Source organism: Neochlamydia sp. EPS4, from assembly GCF_000813665.1.
In the GTDB taxonomy this organism is placed as follows: Bacteria; Chlamydiota; Chlamydiia; order Chlamydiales; family Parachlamydiaceae; genus Neochlamydia.
Window position 1 is genome coordinate 19471 of sequence record NZ_JSDQ01000098.1, and the last position, 16262, is coordinate 35732.

6 protein-coding genes are annotated in these 16262 nt (G+C 39.1%); 5 read left to right on the forward strand and 1 reads right to left on the reverse strand.

What is annotated here, in order from left to right:
- Window positions 1-139 precede the first annotated feature (139 nt).
- On the forward strand, window positions 140-2725 hold the full coding sequence (topA, locus tag DB42_RS09635; protein ID WP_044882774.1) for a type I DNA topoisomerase: 2586 nt from the start codon (window positions 140-142) through the stop codon (window positions 2723-2725).
- A 363-nt stretch (window positions 2726-3088) separates the two neighbouring features.
- Here topA and pyk read toward each other — a convergent pair whose 3' ends face one another.
- Entirely contained in the window at window positions 3089-4858 is a 1770-nt protein-coding gene (gene pyk, locus DB42_RS09640) for a pyruvate kinase (protein WP_193365291.1), read from the reverse strand.
- 679 nt (window positions 4859-5537) lie between these two features.
- Here pyk and uvrA point away from each other — a divergent pair.
- From uvrA to pknD, 4 genes are all read left to right on the forward strand, one after another.
- Window positions 5538-11234, forward strand: coding sequence for an excinuclease ABC subunit UvrA (uvrA, locus tag DB42_RS09645; RefSeq protein ID WP_044882775.1), 5697 nt, complete (start codon window positions 5538-5540; stop codon window positions 11232-11234).
- Between the two features lie 98 nt (window positions 11235-11332).
- A complete protein-coding gene (locus DB42_RS09650) occupies window positions 11333-11854 on the forward strand; it encodes a DUF192 domain-containing protein (RefSeq protein ID WP_044882776.1) in 522 nt (173 codons plus the stop codon).
- Window positions 11855-12068: 214 nt separating this feature from the next.
- Entirely contained in the window at window positions 12069-12437 is a 369-nt protein-coding gene (locus tag DB42_RS09655) for a hypothetical protein (protein WP_044882777.1), read from the forward strand.
- 578 nt (window positions 12438-13015) lie between these two features.
- A complete protein-coding gene (gene pknD, locus DB42_RS09660; RefSeq protein WP_044882790.1) occupies window positions 13016-15931 on the forward strand; it encodes a serine/threonine-protein kinase PknD in 2916 nt (971 codons plus the stop codon).
- Window positions 15932-16262 lie beyond the last annotated feature (331 nt).

Below are 16262 nucleotides of genomic sequence, written 5' to 3' on the forward strand. Positions count from 1 at the left end.
AAAACACGCTTTCCTTCGGCGTGCCAGATAGAAAAAAAATCAATAACTATAAATTGTCTATCTTTTTAATAAGCTGTAATAGTAAAAAGCAGTAAAAAGTATCTTTGTTAAATATATAAAAAGGTTGTTTGAGGCAAGAATGGCAAAATCTTTAATTATTGTCGAGTCACCAGCGAAAATTAAAACGCTCCAAAAATTTTTAGGACCTCATTATATTTTCGAATCTTCGCTAGGACATGTACGTGACTTACCAGAAAAAGAATTCGGTATCGATATTGAGCATAATTTTGAGCCTACCTATATTATTATGCCTAATAAAGACCAGGTCATTCAACGACTAAAAAAAGCTGCTAAAGGTTGCGATACAGTTTATCTATCTCCTGACCCTGATAGGGAAGGAGAAGCCATTGCCTGGCATATTAGCCAAATCCTTCCACCTCAAACCAATATCAAACGTGTCTCTTTCAACTCAATTACTAAAGATGCTGTAGTTAAGGCACTTAGCCAGCCTCGACCTATCGATGAAGCCCTAGTCAATGCCCAGCAAGCCAGACGCCTTTTAGACCGCATTGTAGGCTATAAAATTTCCCCTCTTCTGAATCGACGCATTCATCGAGGAAAAGATAGCTTTGTATCGGCCGGCCGCGTGCAATCGGTAGCGTTAAAGTTAGTCGTCGATCGAGAAAAAGAAATTGCAGCTTTTAAGCCCATTGAATACTGGAATATTGGAGCTATCCTTAGAAATGAGTTAGAAGAACGTCAGTTTCGCGCCAACCTTTACTCTGTAGATGGTAGAAGAGTTGAAAAAGAGGAAGTAGAAGGTAAAAATTACTTAATCATCGATAATAAAGCTACAGCAGATGATATATTAGCACGGATGAAAGATAAACCTTATCAGGTAGCTAACGTAGAAAGAAAGGAAAAACGCCGTTATCCTGTCCCCCCCTTTATTACCTCAACCTTGCAGCAAGAAGCAAGCCGCCATTATGGATTTTCTTCGGCCAAAACTATGAACATAGCTCAAGGCCTTTACGAAGGTATTGACCTAGGAAATGAAGGTGCAGAAGGCCTGATTACCTATATGCGTACGGATTCTGTACGTATTTCTAATGAAGCCCTTGGCTCTGCGCGGGAATATATCCTAGAAAAATATGGTAAAGATTATCTTCCTGCTGAAGCTAAACAATACTCCACCCAAAAAAGCGCCCAAGATGCTCATGAGGCCATCCGACCTGCTAACTTAAACCATGCGCCAGAGAAAATTCAGCCTTATTTGAGCCGAGAGCAATTCTTATTATATCAATTAATCTGGAGACGCTTTATTTCTTCCCAGATGATGCCAGCTATCTACGATACAGTTTCAGCGGACATAAAGGTAGGAAAAGATATAATTTTAAGGGCTACAGGATCGGTCATCAAATTTTCTGGTTTTCTAGCTGTATATGAAGAAAAGAAAGATGATGACGACAAAGATGAAGAGAGCCGCCAGTTACCTAACCTGCAGGAAGGTCAAAGCTTACAACTTATCCAATTAACTTCTGAGCAAGCCTTTACGCGTCCTCCCCCCCGTTACACAGAAGCTTCTTTGGTTAAAGAATTAGAAAGGTCAGGGATTGGGCGTCCTTCAACTTATGCTACTATTATGAATAAGATTCAAAGCCGCGACTATACGATTAAAGAAAGTGGTCGCTTAAAACCTACGGAATTAGGTTTTGTGATAGCACAAATGCTTGAAACAAGCTTCCAAAAGATTATGAATATAGGCTTTACAGCTCAGATGGAAGATGATCTGGAGTTAATTGCCGAAGATCGCAAAGACTGGAAAGTGCTTCTACAAGATTTTTGGAAGGAATTTTTACCTACTGTCGAAATTGCTGAAAAAGAAGCTTTTATTCCGAAAGTTCAAACAGATATCGACTGTCCCAAATGTGGTGGCAAGCTTCAAAAAATCTGGTTTAAATCTAAATATTTTTATGGCTGCTCCCGCTATCCTGATTGTGATTTTACGGCTCAATCTGAAGAGCTCTCTTTTAATAAAGAAGAGTATGCTTCCGATTTTAACTGGGAGCAACCATGCCCTCAATGCGGCAAAAGCATGAAAGTCCGCCATGGGCGATTCGGAGCTTTTCTAGGGTGTACTAACTATCCTGAATGTAAAGGTATTGTAAACATCCCCAAAAAAGGCGAGGCTCTTATTTCTCAAAAAGGCATGCCAGCTTGCCCCGCATTAGAGTGTCCAGGACAGATAACTGCAAGAAAATCGCGTTTTGGAAAAACTTTTTACAGCTGCTCTACCTACCCTGAGTGCGATGTAATTGTTAACGATTTAAAGCTCTTAGAGTCTAAATATCCTCATCATCCGCGCACCGCCTATATAAAAAAACTTAAAGCGACTCGCAAAGGTAATGAAGAAAAAACTTCCTCTAAAAAGAAAGCCGTTAAAAAAGAGAGCAGTAAAAAGAAAACGACCAAAAAAGAATCTACCCGTAAGCAGCCAGAAGTTAAAGTCTCTAAAGAGCTTGCTGCAATTATTGGAGCTTCTGAAATGTCTAGAGGAGAAGTGATTAAAAAGCTATGGGACTACATTAAAGTTCATCATCTACAAGATCCTCAAGATAAGCGCTTAATTGTTCCCGATGAGTCTTTGGCAAAGGTTTTTGGAACTCAAGAAGGAGTAAACATGATGAAAATAGCAGGCATAATTAATAAACATATTCAAAAATAAAAAATTTCTAAAGGAATTTTTTTTAAGTAAAGAGATCTCACCTCCCTCTAAAAACTAAATTTTTAGCGGTTTAGAAGATAGGGTGGTGAAGAAAGCAGGAGTAGAGGAAAACAAATTTTAATATGCTTTAAAAAGGCTAAGCCTGCATACCCACCCTCTGAAAGCTATCTCTCTACTTAAAAAGAGGCTTTTATATAGCAGGCGATTGTATAAAGAGCAGCTCAAAAGTGTATAATATAGGTTAGCAGAATATATTTGTTGCTCTTAGATAAGTGTATAAGCTATCTATCTAATTAGGCACGCTAAGCAGCTAGGCGCTTTTTTTATGGTACATTTAGCCGAGGGCCGGGCTACTTTTAAAGTTTAAAAAATTACCCCCTTGTAAACCAGCGCTTTTTCCGGATCTAAGGTGACTAGCTGGCCTTCTTTTAGTATTCTACTTGCTTCATCTGCTCTTACAATGGCAGGCTTATCAAGCAATTGAGCAATATGGATAGCAGACTTTTCTGATTCCACATCGTCAATATGATTTTGTAAAATGATTCCTATTGATTCTTGTATGAGAGAAAGGAAGGAAGAGTCACATTTAGTCATCACAAGTAGCTGACCTCTTACCGCATAATCTTTGGCAGATTCCGAAGATAAAACCAGGGTGACATTCCCATGCACGCGGGAGCCTACCCCATGATGTCCCCGCACCAATACGTCTCCTATACTCTCTACCATCATCATATTGGTAGTCCCAGAAATGCCAAATGGAGAACCCGCTGTCACGACTACCAGATCTCCATTGCTTACTAAATTTTCTTTCAAAGCAAAGGTACTGATCTTAGTAAAAGCCTCTGAAATTGTTTTTATAGGTTGAGAGCTTAAATAAGGCCTTACACCCCAGCTTAAAGCCATCTGATGATAGCATTTCTCATGAGAAGTCATAGCTATAATAGGCATTTCAGGTCTTAATCGAGACAAAAGGCATGCTGTTGAGCCTCCACTTGTAAAAGCAAATATAGCTTTTGCTCTCGAGCTGTAAGCTGTCTTTACCGTAGCCAAAGTGACCGCAGAAGGAACATCATGATGAATCAAACCCGAATGAAAATCAAAGAAGGCACGATAATTAAAATCTGCCTCCGCCTCCTGAACGATACTTCTCATCACTTGCACAGTTTCAAAAGGATATTTTCCTATCGCCGTTTCCCCTGATAACATTACAGAAGAAGTGCTATCATATACTGCATTAGCCACATCCGATGCTTCCGCACGCGTAGGACGAGGGTTGTTGATCATAGATTCTAGCATCTGTGTAGCTGTGACCACCGGTTTCCCTGCCAAATAGCTTTTTCTTATCATCATTTTTTGGAGCCTAGGAACTTCACTTAAAGGAACTTCAACCCCTAAGTCACCCCTGGCGATCATAATTCCATCCGCTATCTGAACGATGCTATCAAAATTCTGAACCCCTTCCTTATTTTCAATTTTTGCATATATCTGAATATCTGGCTTTTTTTCTTTAGTTAAAAGTCTTTTGATGGCAAGTACATGTTCTGGTGAACGTACAAAAGATGCGGCTATGATATCTACATCATGCTTACAGCCAAAATGAATATCTGCTATATCTTTTTCAGTAATGGTCGGTAGATTCAAGCTGGCATTCGGGATATTCACCCCTTTACCTGATTTGAGGGTACCTCCATTATCAATCTTAACGACCACCTTTTCAGCTGTAGATTCTATGACATGGGAGGAGATGTAACCGTCATCAAAAAGAATCCGAGTGCCTACGCTAAGATCATTTAAAACATAGGAAGGATGGACGCAGACTCCTTGCTCGCTTCCTTCTAGAGGACTTCTAAATAAATTTAATAATTGTCCATGTCTGAGGTCAATTTGTCCCTCAGTAATCTTACCAATTCGAATTTCAGGTCCCTTTGTATCTAAGATAATAGCTAAAGGCATCTTTTTCTGAGCACGAGCTTTTTTAAGATTGTTAATAACAATCTCATGGTCCTCATAGCTCCCATGGCTGAAATTAAGACGGGCGGCATTCATTCCGCCTTCCATTAATCGAATCATCTTTTCTACCGTATTTACAGCAGGGCCAATGGTACAAATGATTTTTGTCTTAGTGACCAGCATAGAAAGATACCTGATAGGGGTGTACGTTAATAGTCATTTAAATAGAACGCCTGCCTTAGCACCTGGTGCTTAGAAAAAGTTATTATATCTTACTCACTAAATTTGACAATAATAACTCAAAAACTTTGCTTTAAATAAAAGATTGTTTTTTTTAAGACGCTATGCAGGCAATCAAGAAAGCTACCATATCAAGTCTAAGAGATTCAATCTTATTTATCTTATATCTCAACTTAAGCACAGATGAGCTAGAAAAGCCTTTTAAATTTATACTTATTAAAAAATTAGTAAACTGAAAAAATTTTATCTTGCAATGATAGGTTTTTTCCCAGTTTAAGAGATTATTTAAATATTTTTTTTTAAATCTTATTATAACAATTTTACCCTCTCAAAGAAATAACGCAAAAATAGGCTATGCGCAAGCAAAAGTTTTACTTGAACCTCTGGCTAAAGTTACTTTTTAGCTAAAAAAAGAATATTTACATGGGGTTATTAATAAACAGGTTTAAATTAGAAGGGGTGCCTACATGGCGATAGCTACAGTCTGCAGCCCAACGGCCGCTAAGCTTTACTAAAATAAAGATGCTTGCTAAAAGGCTGTCCTAATGGATAGACCTAAACGAATCTACCCCAAAATCCCTGTTCAATGTATAATATTTTTAGTTAATTTGGGGTAGTTAGTATGGATCATAAGCAAATCATTTTAAAAAAAGTCAAAGTTCACAATCTTAAAGCTGTGGACTTACAGCTTAATACCAATGAATTGATAGTTTTTAGCGGAGTTTCTGGATCAGGAAAATCTTCTCTTGCCTTTGATACCATCTATATGGAAGGACAAAGACGCTATGTAGAATCCCTTTCTACTTTTGCAAGACGCCAATTAGGCGAAATGGCCAAACCCGACCTTGAGCATGCCTCGGGAATTTCTCCTACTATCTCTATAGAACAGAAAACCGCAGGCCGTAACCCACGTTCAACAGTGGGGACTATGACAGAAATATACGATTATCTAAGAGTATTGTATGCTCGCGTAGGTATCCCCCATTGCCCAGTCAGTGGAGAGCCTGTAGCCCCTCAGAGCAGGGAAAGAATTATTAAATCTATCCAAAGCCTTCCTTCCAACACTAAGCTCATTGTCTTAGCGCCTTATGCTAAAGCTAAAAAAGCTGAGTTTAAAGAAGATTTTCAAGATCTCATGCGAAAAGGATTTACAAAAGCACGGGTGGATGGAAAAATTGTTACTTTACAGCATGAAGCAGGCTTAGATGGTAGCGTTTCTCATGATGTCGACGTAGTCATTGACCGTCTGGCCATAAATATGGAAAACAATTCTCGAATTGCTGAGGCTATTACTACAGCCTTAGATTTAGGAAATGGAGTCTGCAGTATATTGGATGTACAAACAGACGAGGAAAAACTTTTTTCTACGCATGCTTATTCCCCTAAATCAGAGCTCTCTTATTCATCCTTAGAGCCACACGATTTTTCTTTTAACAGCCCTTCCGGAGCTTGTCCAAGTTGTAATGGATTAGGAATTGTCAATGAATTTGACTTAGAACAAATCATGGATCCAAATCTTAGTATCGCCCAAGATTGTTGTAGCATTGCAAGCTCTTACCAAACGGTACGTTATGGTAATATCTATAACAATCTAGCGAATATGCATAGCTTTAACGTCCATACTCCTTGGAAAAAGCTGTCTGAAAAAGCTAAAAAAGTTTTTCTCTACGGTGTGGAAAAGAAGTGGACCCGAATGCATTTTGTTCATCCTATTACAGGGGCAAAGTGGGTAGATAATATTCAATGGAAAGGCGTCTTGCATGAAGCGCATACCCGCTTTGCTGAAGCCAAGAGCGATTCATATCGCACCAAAATGCTTAAACTTATGCATACGCAAAGATGTCCTGCTTGCAATGGTGAACGCTTAAAGCCCTATCCTGCTGCGACCCTACTCAACGGCAAGCGTATTAGCCAATTAGCAGCTATGACTATTGCTGAGTGTTACGAATTTTTTAGCAATCTTCCCCTGTCTGCTCAGGATGAGCTAATAGCTGCTGAATTAATTAAGGAGATTCGTGAGCGTTTACAATTTTTGATTGAAGTGGGTTTACACTATTTGAATTTGGACAGGACAGCGCCTACTCTTTCTGGAGGAGAGGCTCAACGCGTACGTCTAGCCTCTCAAATTGGCTGCGGATTAGTAGGTATTACTTATGTTTTAGATGAACCTTCGATCGGCTTGCATCCTCGTGATAATAAAAAGTTGATAGCTACGCTTAAACGCCTACGCGATATGGGTAATACCGTTATCGTGGTGGAGCATGACGAGGAAACCATTTGGGAAGCTGATCATATTGTAGACTTTGGACCTGGGCCAGGTACCCGAGGAGGTGAAATTGTCTACAAAGGAGATGTTAAAGGCTTGCTAGAGAGCGAAAAATCCCTTACGGGACAATATCTATCGGGAAGATTAGCCATTGCAATTCCTAAAAAGCGCCGCAAGATAAAGAAAGAACATATCTTAATAAAAGGAGCTACTCATCACAATTTAAAGAATGTAGATGCTAAAATACCTTTAGGAGTTTTCATTGCTGTAACGGGCGTCTCCGGCTCTGGAAAGTCTTCACTCATCACCGATATTCTCTATCCTGCCCTATCGAATGCACTCCATGAAAGCGAATATCCTGTAGGCCGCCATAAAGAAATCGTAGGGATAGATAAAATTGACAAAGTCATTGCTATTGATCAATCGCCTATTGGGCGCAACCCTCGTTCTAACCCCGCTACCTATATCAAACTTTTCGATGATATTCGCGATTTATTCACTCAATTACCTGAAAGCCAAGCTCGTGGATATAAGCCGGGAAGATTCAGCTTTAATGTCAAGGAAGGCTCTTGCCCTCAATGTGGAGGCATGGGCATGGTGAAAATTGATATGGATTTCATGGAAGATGCTTGGATTGATTGCCCGCTGTGTAAAAAAAGGCGTTTTGATCAAGAAACCCTTTCAGTACTCTACAAGGGTAAAAGTATTTATGATGTGCTAGAGATGGAGGTCCTCGAAGCATTAGAATTTTTTGCTAATATTCCTTCTATTTACCATAAACTAGAAACACTTCAAAAAGTGGGAATGGAATATATTAAGCTAGGCCAATCATCAACGACTTTATCAGGTGGAGAAGCACAACGTATCAAATTAGCTAAAGAGCTTGCTAGGCCTACCTCAGGACACACTTTCTATATTTTTGATGAGCCCACGACCGGTCTTCATTTTCATGATATTAAGCATTTGCTGACAGTGCTGCAAGAACTTGTAGACCGCGGCCACACTGTTTTAGTCATTGAACATAATATGGATATTGTCAAAACGGCGGATTGGATTATTGACATAGGCCCTGAAGGAGGAATTCAAGGGGGAAAAATCTTTGCTGTAGGCACACCTGAGCAAATCGCCCGTTTAGAGAGCCCTACAGGTCGTGCCCTCCAAGAGATCTTGCATCATGATATAGCAGAACGTATCACCAAAGCTGTGCAAGCCTCTACGCATAACCTTATCCACTACAAAGAACGTCAAAAACATTTTATCAAAGAAATTACTGTAACTGATGCGGAGCAAAATAATCTTAAAAGCATTTCGTTGAGTATTCCTCGAGAAAAAATCACTATATGTACAGGCCCTTCGGGGTCAGGAAAAACCTCGTTAGCCTTTGACACTATCTATGCCGAAGGACAAAGACGCTATATCGATTCCCTTTCACCTTACGCACGCCAATTTGTTAAACAGATGCCTAAGCCTAAGGTAGGTTATGTAGGAGGGCTTTCACCCGCCATTGCTATTGAGCAAAAAGCGCACGCAGGTAATCCTCGCAGCACAATTGGCACTATGACTGAGTTGTATGACTATCTGCGCATTCTTTATGCACGCATGGGAACGCCTCACTGCCCAGAAACAGGTGAGGTGATTAAAGCAATTAGCAAAGATCATGTAGTGGATCGTGTAATGAACTATCCTTTAGGAGAAAAAATCCAAGTTTTAGCTCCTATTGAAGGGAAAAAAAATGAACGATTTGAAGAAGTTATCTCTCGTCTTCAACGGCAAGGTTTCCTACGCGTGCGCCTAAATGGTGAATTTTTTGATCTAGAGCAAGAAGGTCTTAGCTTAGCTTTCGATCGTAAACGCAAAAATGAGTTATTATTAGTTATCGACCGCTTAAAGATCAATCCCACGATTAAAAACCGCCTAGCAGAAGCCGTGGAGACAGCTACCCATATAAGCGGTGGCAAAATTGTTATTCTTCGTGAAAACCAGCAAAATGTCTTTTTCAATTTAGCATTTGCTGTAGAAAGCACAGGAAAATCTTATCCAGAAATTACCCCTCATACCTTTGCTTTTAACAATGCTGAAGGAATGTGCCCGGAGTGCTTGGGTTTAGGATACCAATATGGCGCTAATTTAATACAAAAGCCTGAGATGATGGAACAATCGGTTGCCGGCCTGATGTATTATCTATGGCAGGATCTTTATAACTCTGCTGCCTTTGCTTGGGTAGAAGCATTTTTGGAAGCAGAGGGTATTGATCTGCTCGCTCCTCTTTTTATGCTACCTACTAAACAGCTCCACCTGATTTTAAATGGCTCCCCTGAAGATAAGTGGTACACCGCTACAAACGGCTTAAAATTCCGCTGGACAGGAATCAACCATGTATTAGCAAAGGCTGGGCGCAGTGCACAATCTCCACTACGCGAACTTATTACACCTCTTTTGGAAGAGCATAAATGCATTTCCTGTCAAGGAGATAGACTCAACGCTTTAGCTCGCCATGTGACTATTCAAGGCCTATCTATTAGCAAATTATGTAGTATGCCTGTGGATAACTCTCTTAATTTCATTGAAAAACTTGTCATTAGCCAACAAGACAATAAAATTTTGGAAGAAGTTCACCTTCAACTTCTCAATAGATTACGTTTTCTAGCGGCAGTAGGTCTAGGCTATATAGCCTTAGATCGGCGTGCACCCACTTTAAGTGGCGGCGAGGCACAGCGTATTCGCCTGGCGCGCCAATTAGGAAGTGGACTAACAGGAGTATTGTATGTTTTAGATGAGCCTACGATTGGCTTACATCCAAGAGATAATGAGCGCTTAAATCTAGCCCTCGAGCAGCTTAAGGAACTTGGTAACACTTTACTAATGGTCGAACATGATCCTTTAACGATCGCAAAAGCTGATTATATTCTCGATTTTGGTCCTCAGGCAGGAGCCTTAGGCGGCCATGTCACGGCACAAGGAACTTTTAAACAGATTATAAAAAACCCACGCTCACTGACAGGTAAGTATTTATCCGGCAAGCTCACTATTCCAATGCTTGCAAAAAGGCGCTCTCTTAAAAATGGCATGCTACAAATCAGGGAAGCTAAAGTCAACAATTTAAAATCTATCCAGTTAGATATCCCTATCGGTGCTCTTACCATTTTAACAGGGGTTTCCGGTTCAGGTAAATCTACGTTGATGCACCAAGTTATTCAACCAGCAGTCCAAAAAGGCCTTTATAATTCTTATGAAATTTCTGCCGATATAGCAAAAGTGGAAGGAATTGAAAATTTTGATAAAGTGATTACTATTGATCAAAACCCTTTAGGCCATACCGTGCGCTCAGATGTAGGAACTTACGTCGACCTACTGGCACGCTTACGTGATTTCTTTTCCTCTCTTCCTGCTGCCAAGGCCAAAGGATTACAAGGTAAGCACTTTAGCTATAATCATCGAAGGGGTATGTGCACCCATTGTTGGGGAATGGGCTATAAACGTATCGAAATGCATTTTTTACCCCCTATACGGGTAGCGTGTGAAGAGTGTCAGGGTCAACGCTTAAATCCTGTTAGCTTAGAAATTACTTATAAAGGAAAAAATTTTGGCCAATACCTAAGCTTAACCATTAACGAAGCACGCCATGTATTCGAAAGTCATCCCCGCATTGCTAAGATTTTAGATACATTAATTGCGGTAGGTTTAGGCTATTTGAAATTAGGCCAAGAAACCGTAAGTTTATCGGGTGGAGAGGCCCAACGTCTTAAGTTGAGTCGTGAGCTTACCAAACGCTCTACAGGTAAGACTCTTTACCTATTAGATGAACCTACGACAGGGCTACATAGCGATGACATTAAAAAATTATTGATAGTTTTACATAAGTTAGTAGATAAAGGCAACACGATGATTGTCATTGAACATAATATAGATGTCATTAAAAATGGAGACTTTATCGTTGATTTAGGGCCAGAAGCAGGAGAAAGAGGAGGAGAAATTGTAGCAATCGGTACCCCCGAAGAAATTGCTCAAAACCCCACCTCTATTACCGGAAAATATTTAAAAAATTTAATTTAAAAAAATTACCCTTAACTCTCTGCTCACAGGGCCTTAGACTTTCCTATTCATTTAAGACTATAAATTAGCTGTTCACTATTTTAAAAATTAATTTCAATATGCATTCAGCTTATCTCTTATTTTTGCTATTAATGCATACAGTTTTACCTTTAAAGGCTGGAACAATCCCTATCGAATTAGAGATAGCCTTTACGGAGGAAGAGCGCGCCTGGGGCTTAATGCAACGCTCCCATCTACCAGAGAATCAAGGAATGTTGTTTTACTTTCCTAAAGGGAATCTTTGGATGTTCAATACTTTAATAGATCTTTCAGCAGCTTTCTTAGATGACAAAGGTAGCATCTTAGAGATAGCCGAGCTAAAATCTTATCCTGAAATGATGGATCCCCATAGACCTGTAAATAAATTAAGCGAGATGTGGAAATATCCTGCTGATGATAAAATATATTTATTCTTTTTGCAAAAAAGTAAAGCTCTACCTACGGGAACTTATTATATTTTAGAGATGAATAAAGAATGGTTCAAAAAAAAGGGAGTAACCGTAGGAGATAAAGTCGTGTGGCATTTAAATTCTTCCCAAGCCTCTATAGTAAAGCTTTCTTCCCCTTCGAAAGGTAAATAAGCGCTTCAATTAAAAATGGTTAATCATTTATTTAACCAGGACCGAAGCGACCCTATGTTTTAAGGAAAAAAGCTTAAAAAAAGTATAAAAAAATGTTTTTTTCTTTGGCAAAGGCGACCCATTAATTTTTTATTGATAGAAAATATTTCTCCCCTTAGATTAAGAGAAATAAATTTAGCCTTAACATAAAAGTAGATAAACAACTAAGGACAGTATGGCAAAACCTCTCGTTACCAAAAAGAAAGCAGATGCAATCTCAAATGGAGCTTTTCTTGTAGGACTTGGCATCTTATTATACACTCATGATTGGTGGCCAGGTATTCTCCTCGTCCTATGGGTAGCCGTTCTATTAAGGCAGTATTTAACAGGAAGAGTTTATGATACAATTATTTCAACTATTATCCTGTTAGGCTTGTTCCTAGTCTCCTTTATCAAAATAAATTGGTCTGTCATCATTCCTATTTTATTTGTTATCGGGGGCACTTATCTAATATTCCGAGAATATTTTTATGCAGATGAAATCATAGAAGAGCAGATCCTAGATGAACGCTCTGATAGGGCTAACGAGCACAAGGAAGATTAAATAAACTCCTTTGAATGTCATTCAAGGCATAATACTTAAGCTGGCTATATTACCTATAGGCACGTGGCTATTACTTAAGAAGCAAAAAGGGTAAGGTGTAGGTGGCAGCAGGCCCGCAAAAGCTTAATAAAAAAGAGTAGGGGCTTTTTGCTCCATGAAGCTAGCGAATAATTATTTAAAAGCCTATTTAGAAGCAAGAGGCCCTAGCATCAATAATACTTAGCAGCAAGCTCCATTTTACTTAAGCTTTATCTAGCAAATAGGTTAGTGGATGAAGCTTATATCCATTATACGACTACTGCTATGGCTGATGAAAGTTCATAGGCAAGCTACTTCTCGTCAAGGGGACTTTTAAGCAACTCTAAAAAATCTAAAAAAAATAAATTTTTCTTATACGTAAGGCTTTAAAAAATATTGTGGAATTTTACTGTTCATATTGTCATCATCAATTTTCTCTTGAAAATCCCTCAGAGAAAGGGCGGCCAAAATTTTGCCCTTACTGCTCAACGCCCTTTCATAAAAAGCTTCAAGCTAAATCTCTGCCCCCTAATAAGCTGCCTCATGAGGAAGGCGATACAATGGCAACGGAAGCAGCCACTTCTTTTGTTTCCAGCCATCTGCCTGAAGAAAAGCAAGTTCAATTTTCTATTGGTAATTACAAAATCCTCGAAAGTATCGGTAAAGGAGGGATGGGAGAAGTTTTTTTAGCTTATGATACCTCCTGTGGACGCCGCCTAGCCCTTAAACGTATTCGTGAAGATCTACTTCAACATCCTCAAGTTCATCATCGTTTTTTAAAAGAAGCACACATTACAAGCCAGCTGACTCATCCTGCTATTATTCCTATTTATTCTATTTATGCAGAGAAAAACCAGGCTTACTACACCATGCCTTTTGTAGAAGGAGAAACCCTAAAACAAGTTTTAAAGAATGCTAGGAAGCAAGATAAGTTAGGTCTAAAATCAGGACAAACTAGTTCAATACCCTCATTGATGCGCATTTTTCTTAGTCTATGCCAAGCAGTGGCGTATGCTCATTCCAAAGGTATTCTCCATAGAGATCTTAAACTTGAAAATGTCATTGTAGGAAAATATGGCGAAACGGTGATCCTTGATTGGGGACTAGCTCATCTTTTAAGAGCAGAAAGTGCAGAAGAGGAAGTTTATCAAGAGCCTTCGCCAGATCTTAAACAGGGTTCTTTATATCATATTACGCGCCTTGGAAAAGTTGTGGGAACTATCGCTTATATGGCACCCGAAAGGGCTTTAGGCCAGCCAGCCACCTTTCAGACAGATATTTATTCACTGGGAGTGATTTTATATCAGATGTTAACCTTAAGGCATCCTTTCAAAAGAGGTTCTTTAAAAGACTTTAGAAAAAATATGGCTCAAGAAAAGCTGTATGATCCTTTGGAAGTAGCTCCTTATCGTGATGTACCACGTATCCTCTCTAGAATTTCTTTAAAGTGTCTAGCTGTAGCCTTAGACCAACGTTATTCAACGGTTGATGATGTGATTCATGATCTAGAAACCTACCTCGAAGGCCGTTCAGAATGGTTTCAGATAACAGAATTACAAATAAGCAATAAAAACGACTGGGAATTTCAAGAAAATGTTTTAATTGCTGAATATACTGCCATTACGCGCGGGACGGAAATTTCTGATTGGGTCAGCTTGATGATTTCTAAAGATTCTTTCGCAGAAAATACTAAAATTGAAGCGCATGTTAAACTAGGAAAAAAATGCCACGGCATTGGCTTTCTTCTTAGTATTCCAGAAATTGCTGAGCGCGCGCACCTAAATGATGGCTATTGTTTATGGCTAGGTTCTCAATCTCATCGTTCCACGAAGCTGCTGCGCTCGGCAGTAGAGGTGATGCATCACCCTGATATTTTTTTGCAAGGAGAGGAGTGGTACCATATTCGCATCGAAAAAATCGATCAAAATATTCACTTTTATTTAAATAACATTCATCAATTTTCATATATAAGTCATTTACCCTTAGCGGGCACTCACCTGGGGCTGCTGTCGCGCGACGCTGATTATGAAATTTCACCTCTTAGTATTTCAGTAGGAAGCCTTAATATCCGGGTTAATTGCCTGGCAGTTCCTGATGCGTTTCTTGCTCATAAAGATTATACCACAGCTTTAAGTGAATATCGACGTATCGGCTACTCCTTTCCGGGAACGGCTGAAGGCAGAGAAGCTATGTTTAGAGCTGGGATAACACTTCTTGAGCAAGCTCGCAACAATCATAGCGCAGAAAAAAAACAGCAACTTTATGAAGACTCTTTAGAAGAATTCTGGAAATTGCATTCTACTCCTGGTGCCCCCCTAGAATATTTAGGTAAAGCTCTCGTTTATCAGGCGTTAGATGACCCCGATGAAGAAATCAAATGTTTTGAGCTAGCGTATCGTCGCTACCCTCAACATCCTCTTCTTCCAGTGCTTGAGGAACAAATCCTTTATCGCATGCTTGAAAGTTCCAGGCATAATCGTAAAGCTACCTATCAATTTATATTATTTGTTCTACGCTACCTTCCTTCTATCATCTCGCAAAACAATGTTAGAAAGCTATTTCATAGCTTGCAAAGGCATTGGGAGCCCTTACATTTTATGTTAAATGAAAAGGAGATTGCTAAATCTGAAAAATTGAAAAATTTTGACTTTGCTATCCATCTTGCCTTTTGGACAGCCAAGCCTTATACCTTAAGTGAAATCCTAGATGATCTTACTAAGCTTGAGCCTATTCCCTTAACCTTATGCACTAACGCTATTTATGCTCTTATCGAGCTTGGCAGTTATGCCCTTGCCAAAGTTAAGTTGAACGAGTTAAATAAAAAAATTTCTTCTTCTCAAGCGCTTTTACATGAAACAGAGCTTCTTACAATTGCTATAAAAGTTTACCAGCAGCCTATCGAAAAATGTTTGGATCAGCTACTTACACTATTACCTAAGCGCTCCCTTGAAAAAAGCGAGCTTCGAGCTTTAACCCATCTTATCAGATTTGCCATTAAGAAACACAACTACCCTTTTATTTTCGAAGCCGTAAAAAAAATGCATTCCTTTACCTTAGATACCGAAACCTCTATTGGGCTTAATTGTGCCTTGATTTTTGCTCATCTTGCTGAAAAAAATTGGGAAAAAGCGGGTGAATTGCTGCAACAATATCCTCTTGAAATTATTAATCAAGAGTGGCATCCTCTCCACCTATTCTACGGCATATGGCTATACATGACTAAAGGCAAAGAAAGAGCCTACCTACACTTTTCAGAAGTATTAGAGGCGCCTTTTCCTCGTTCGTGGACTCTATTTAGCCATATGATGACTTTTAAAATCGATGAAAATCCTGCCTGGTTGAATAAAGCTTTTGCTTGGGAAAAGCGTCAACTCTATTCACAAGCCGCCTTTTTTTTCCATTGTATTGGCGATCAAGAAAAACATGCTTATTACTCTCGCCTTGAAGCCCAGCAATATGTTTATGCCAAAGTCTAGAGCTAGTCTCTTTTTCATCTATCGCTAAAAATCTTTAAGCTAGCTAGGCAAACCATCATCTTTCAATAATTATTCTTAAAAGAAGATAGGCGTCAATTAAGCTAACCAAGCTTACAGAAATGGACCCCTATAAATTTATAGTTTATTGATTTAATACCCATAAATAATTTTAAAATCAAACGCTCATAAAAAATTTTATCGAACCTAATCGTTTAAGCCCTGTTAATTATCTTAATCTACCCACCTTTTTTCTTAAAATTTTGTTTATCTAAAAAATTCATTATTCTCTAAATTTTATTGCGATAGCCCCTTTTTAAACCTTGGGTACCCA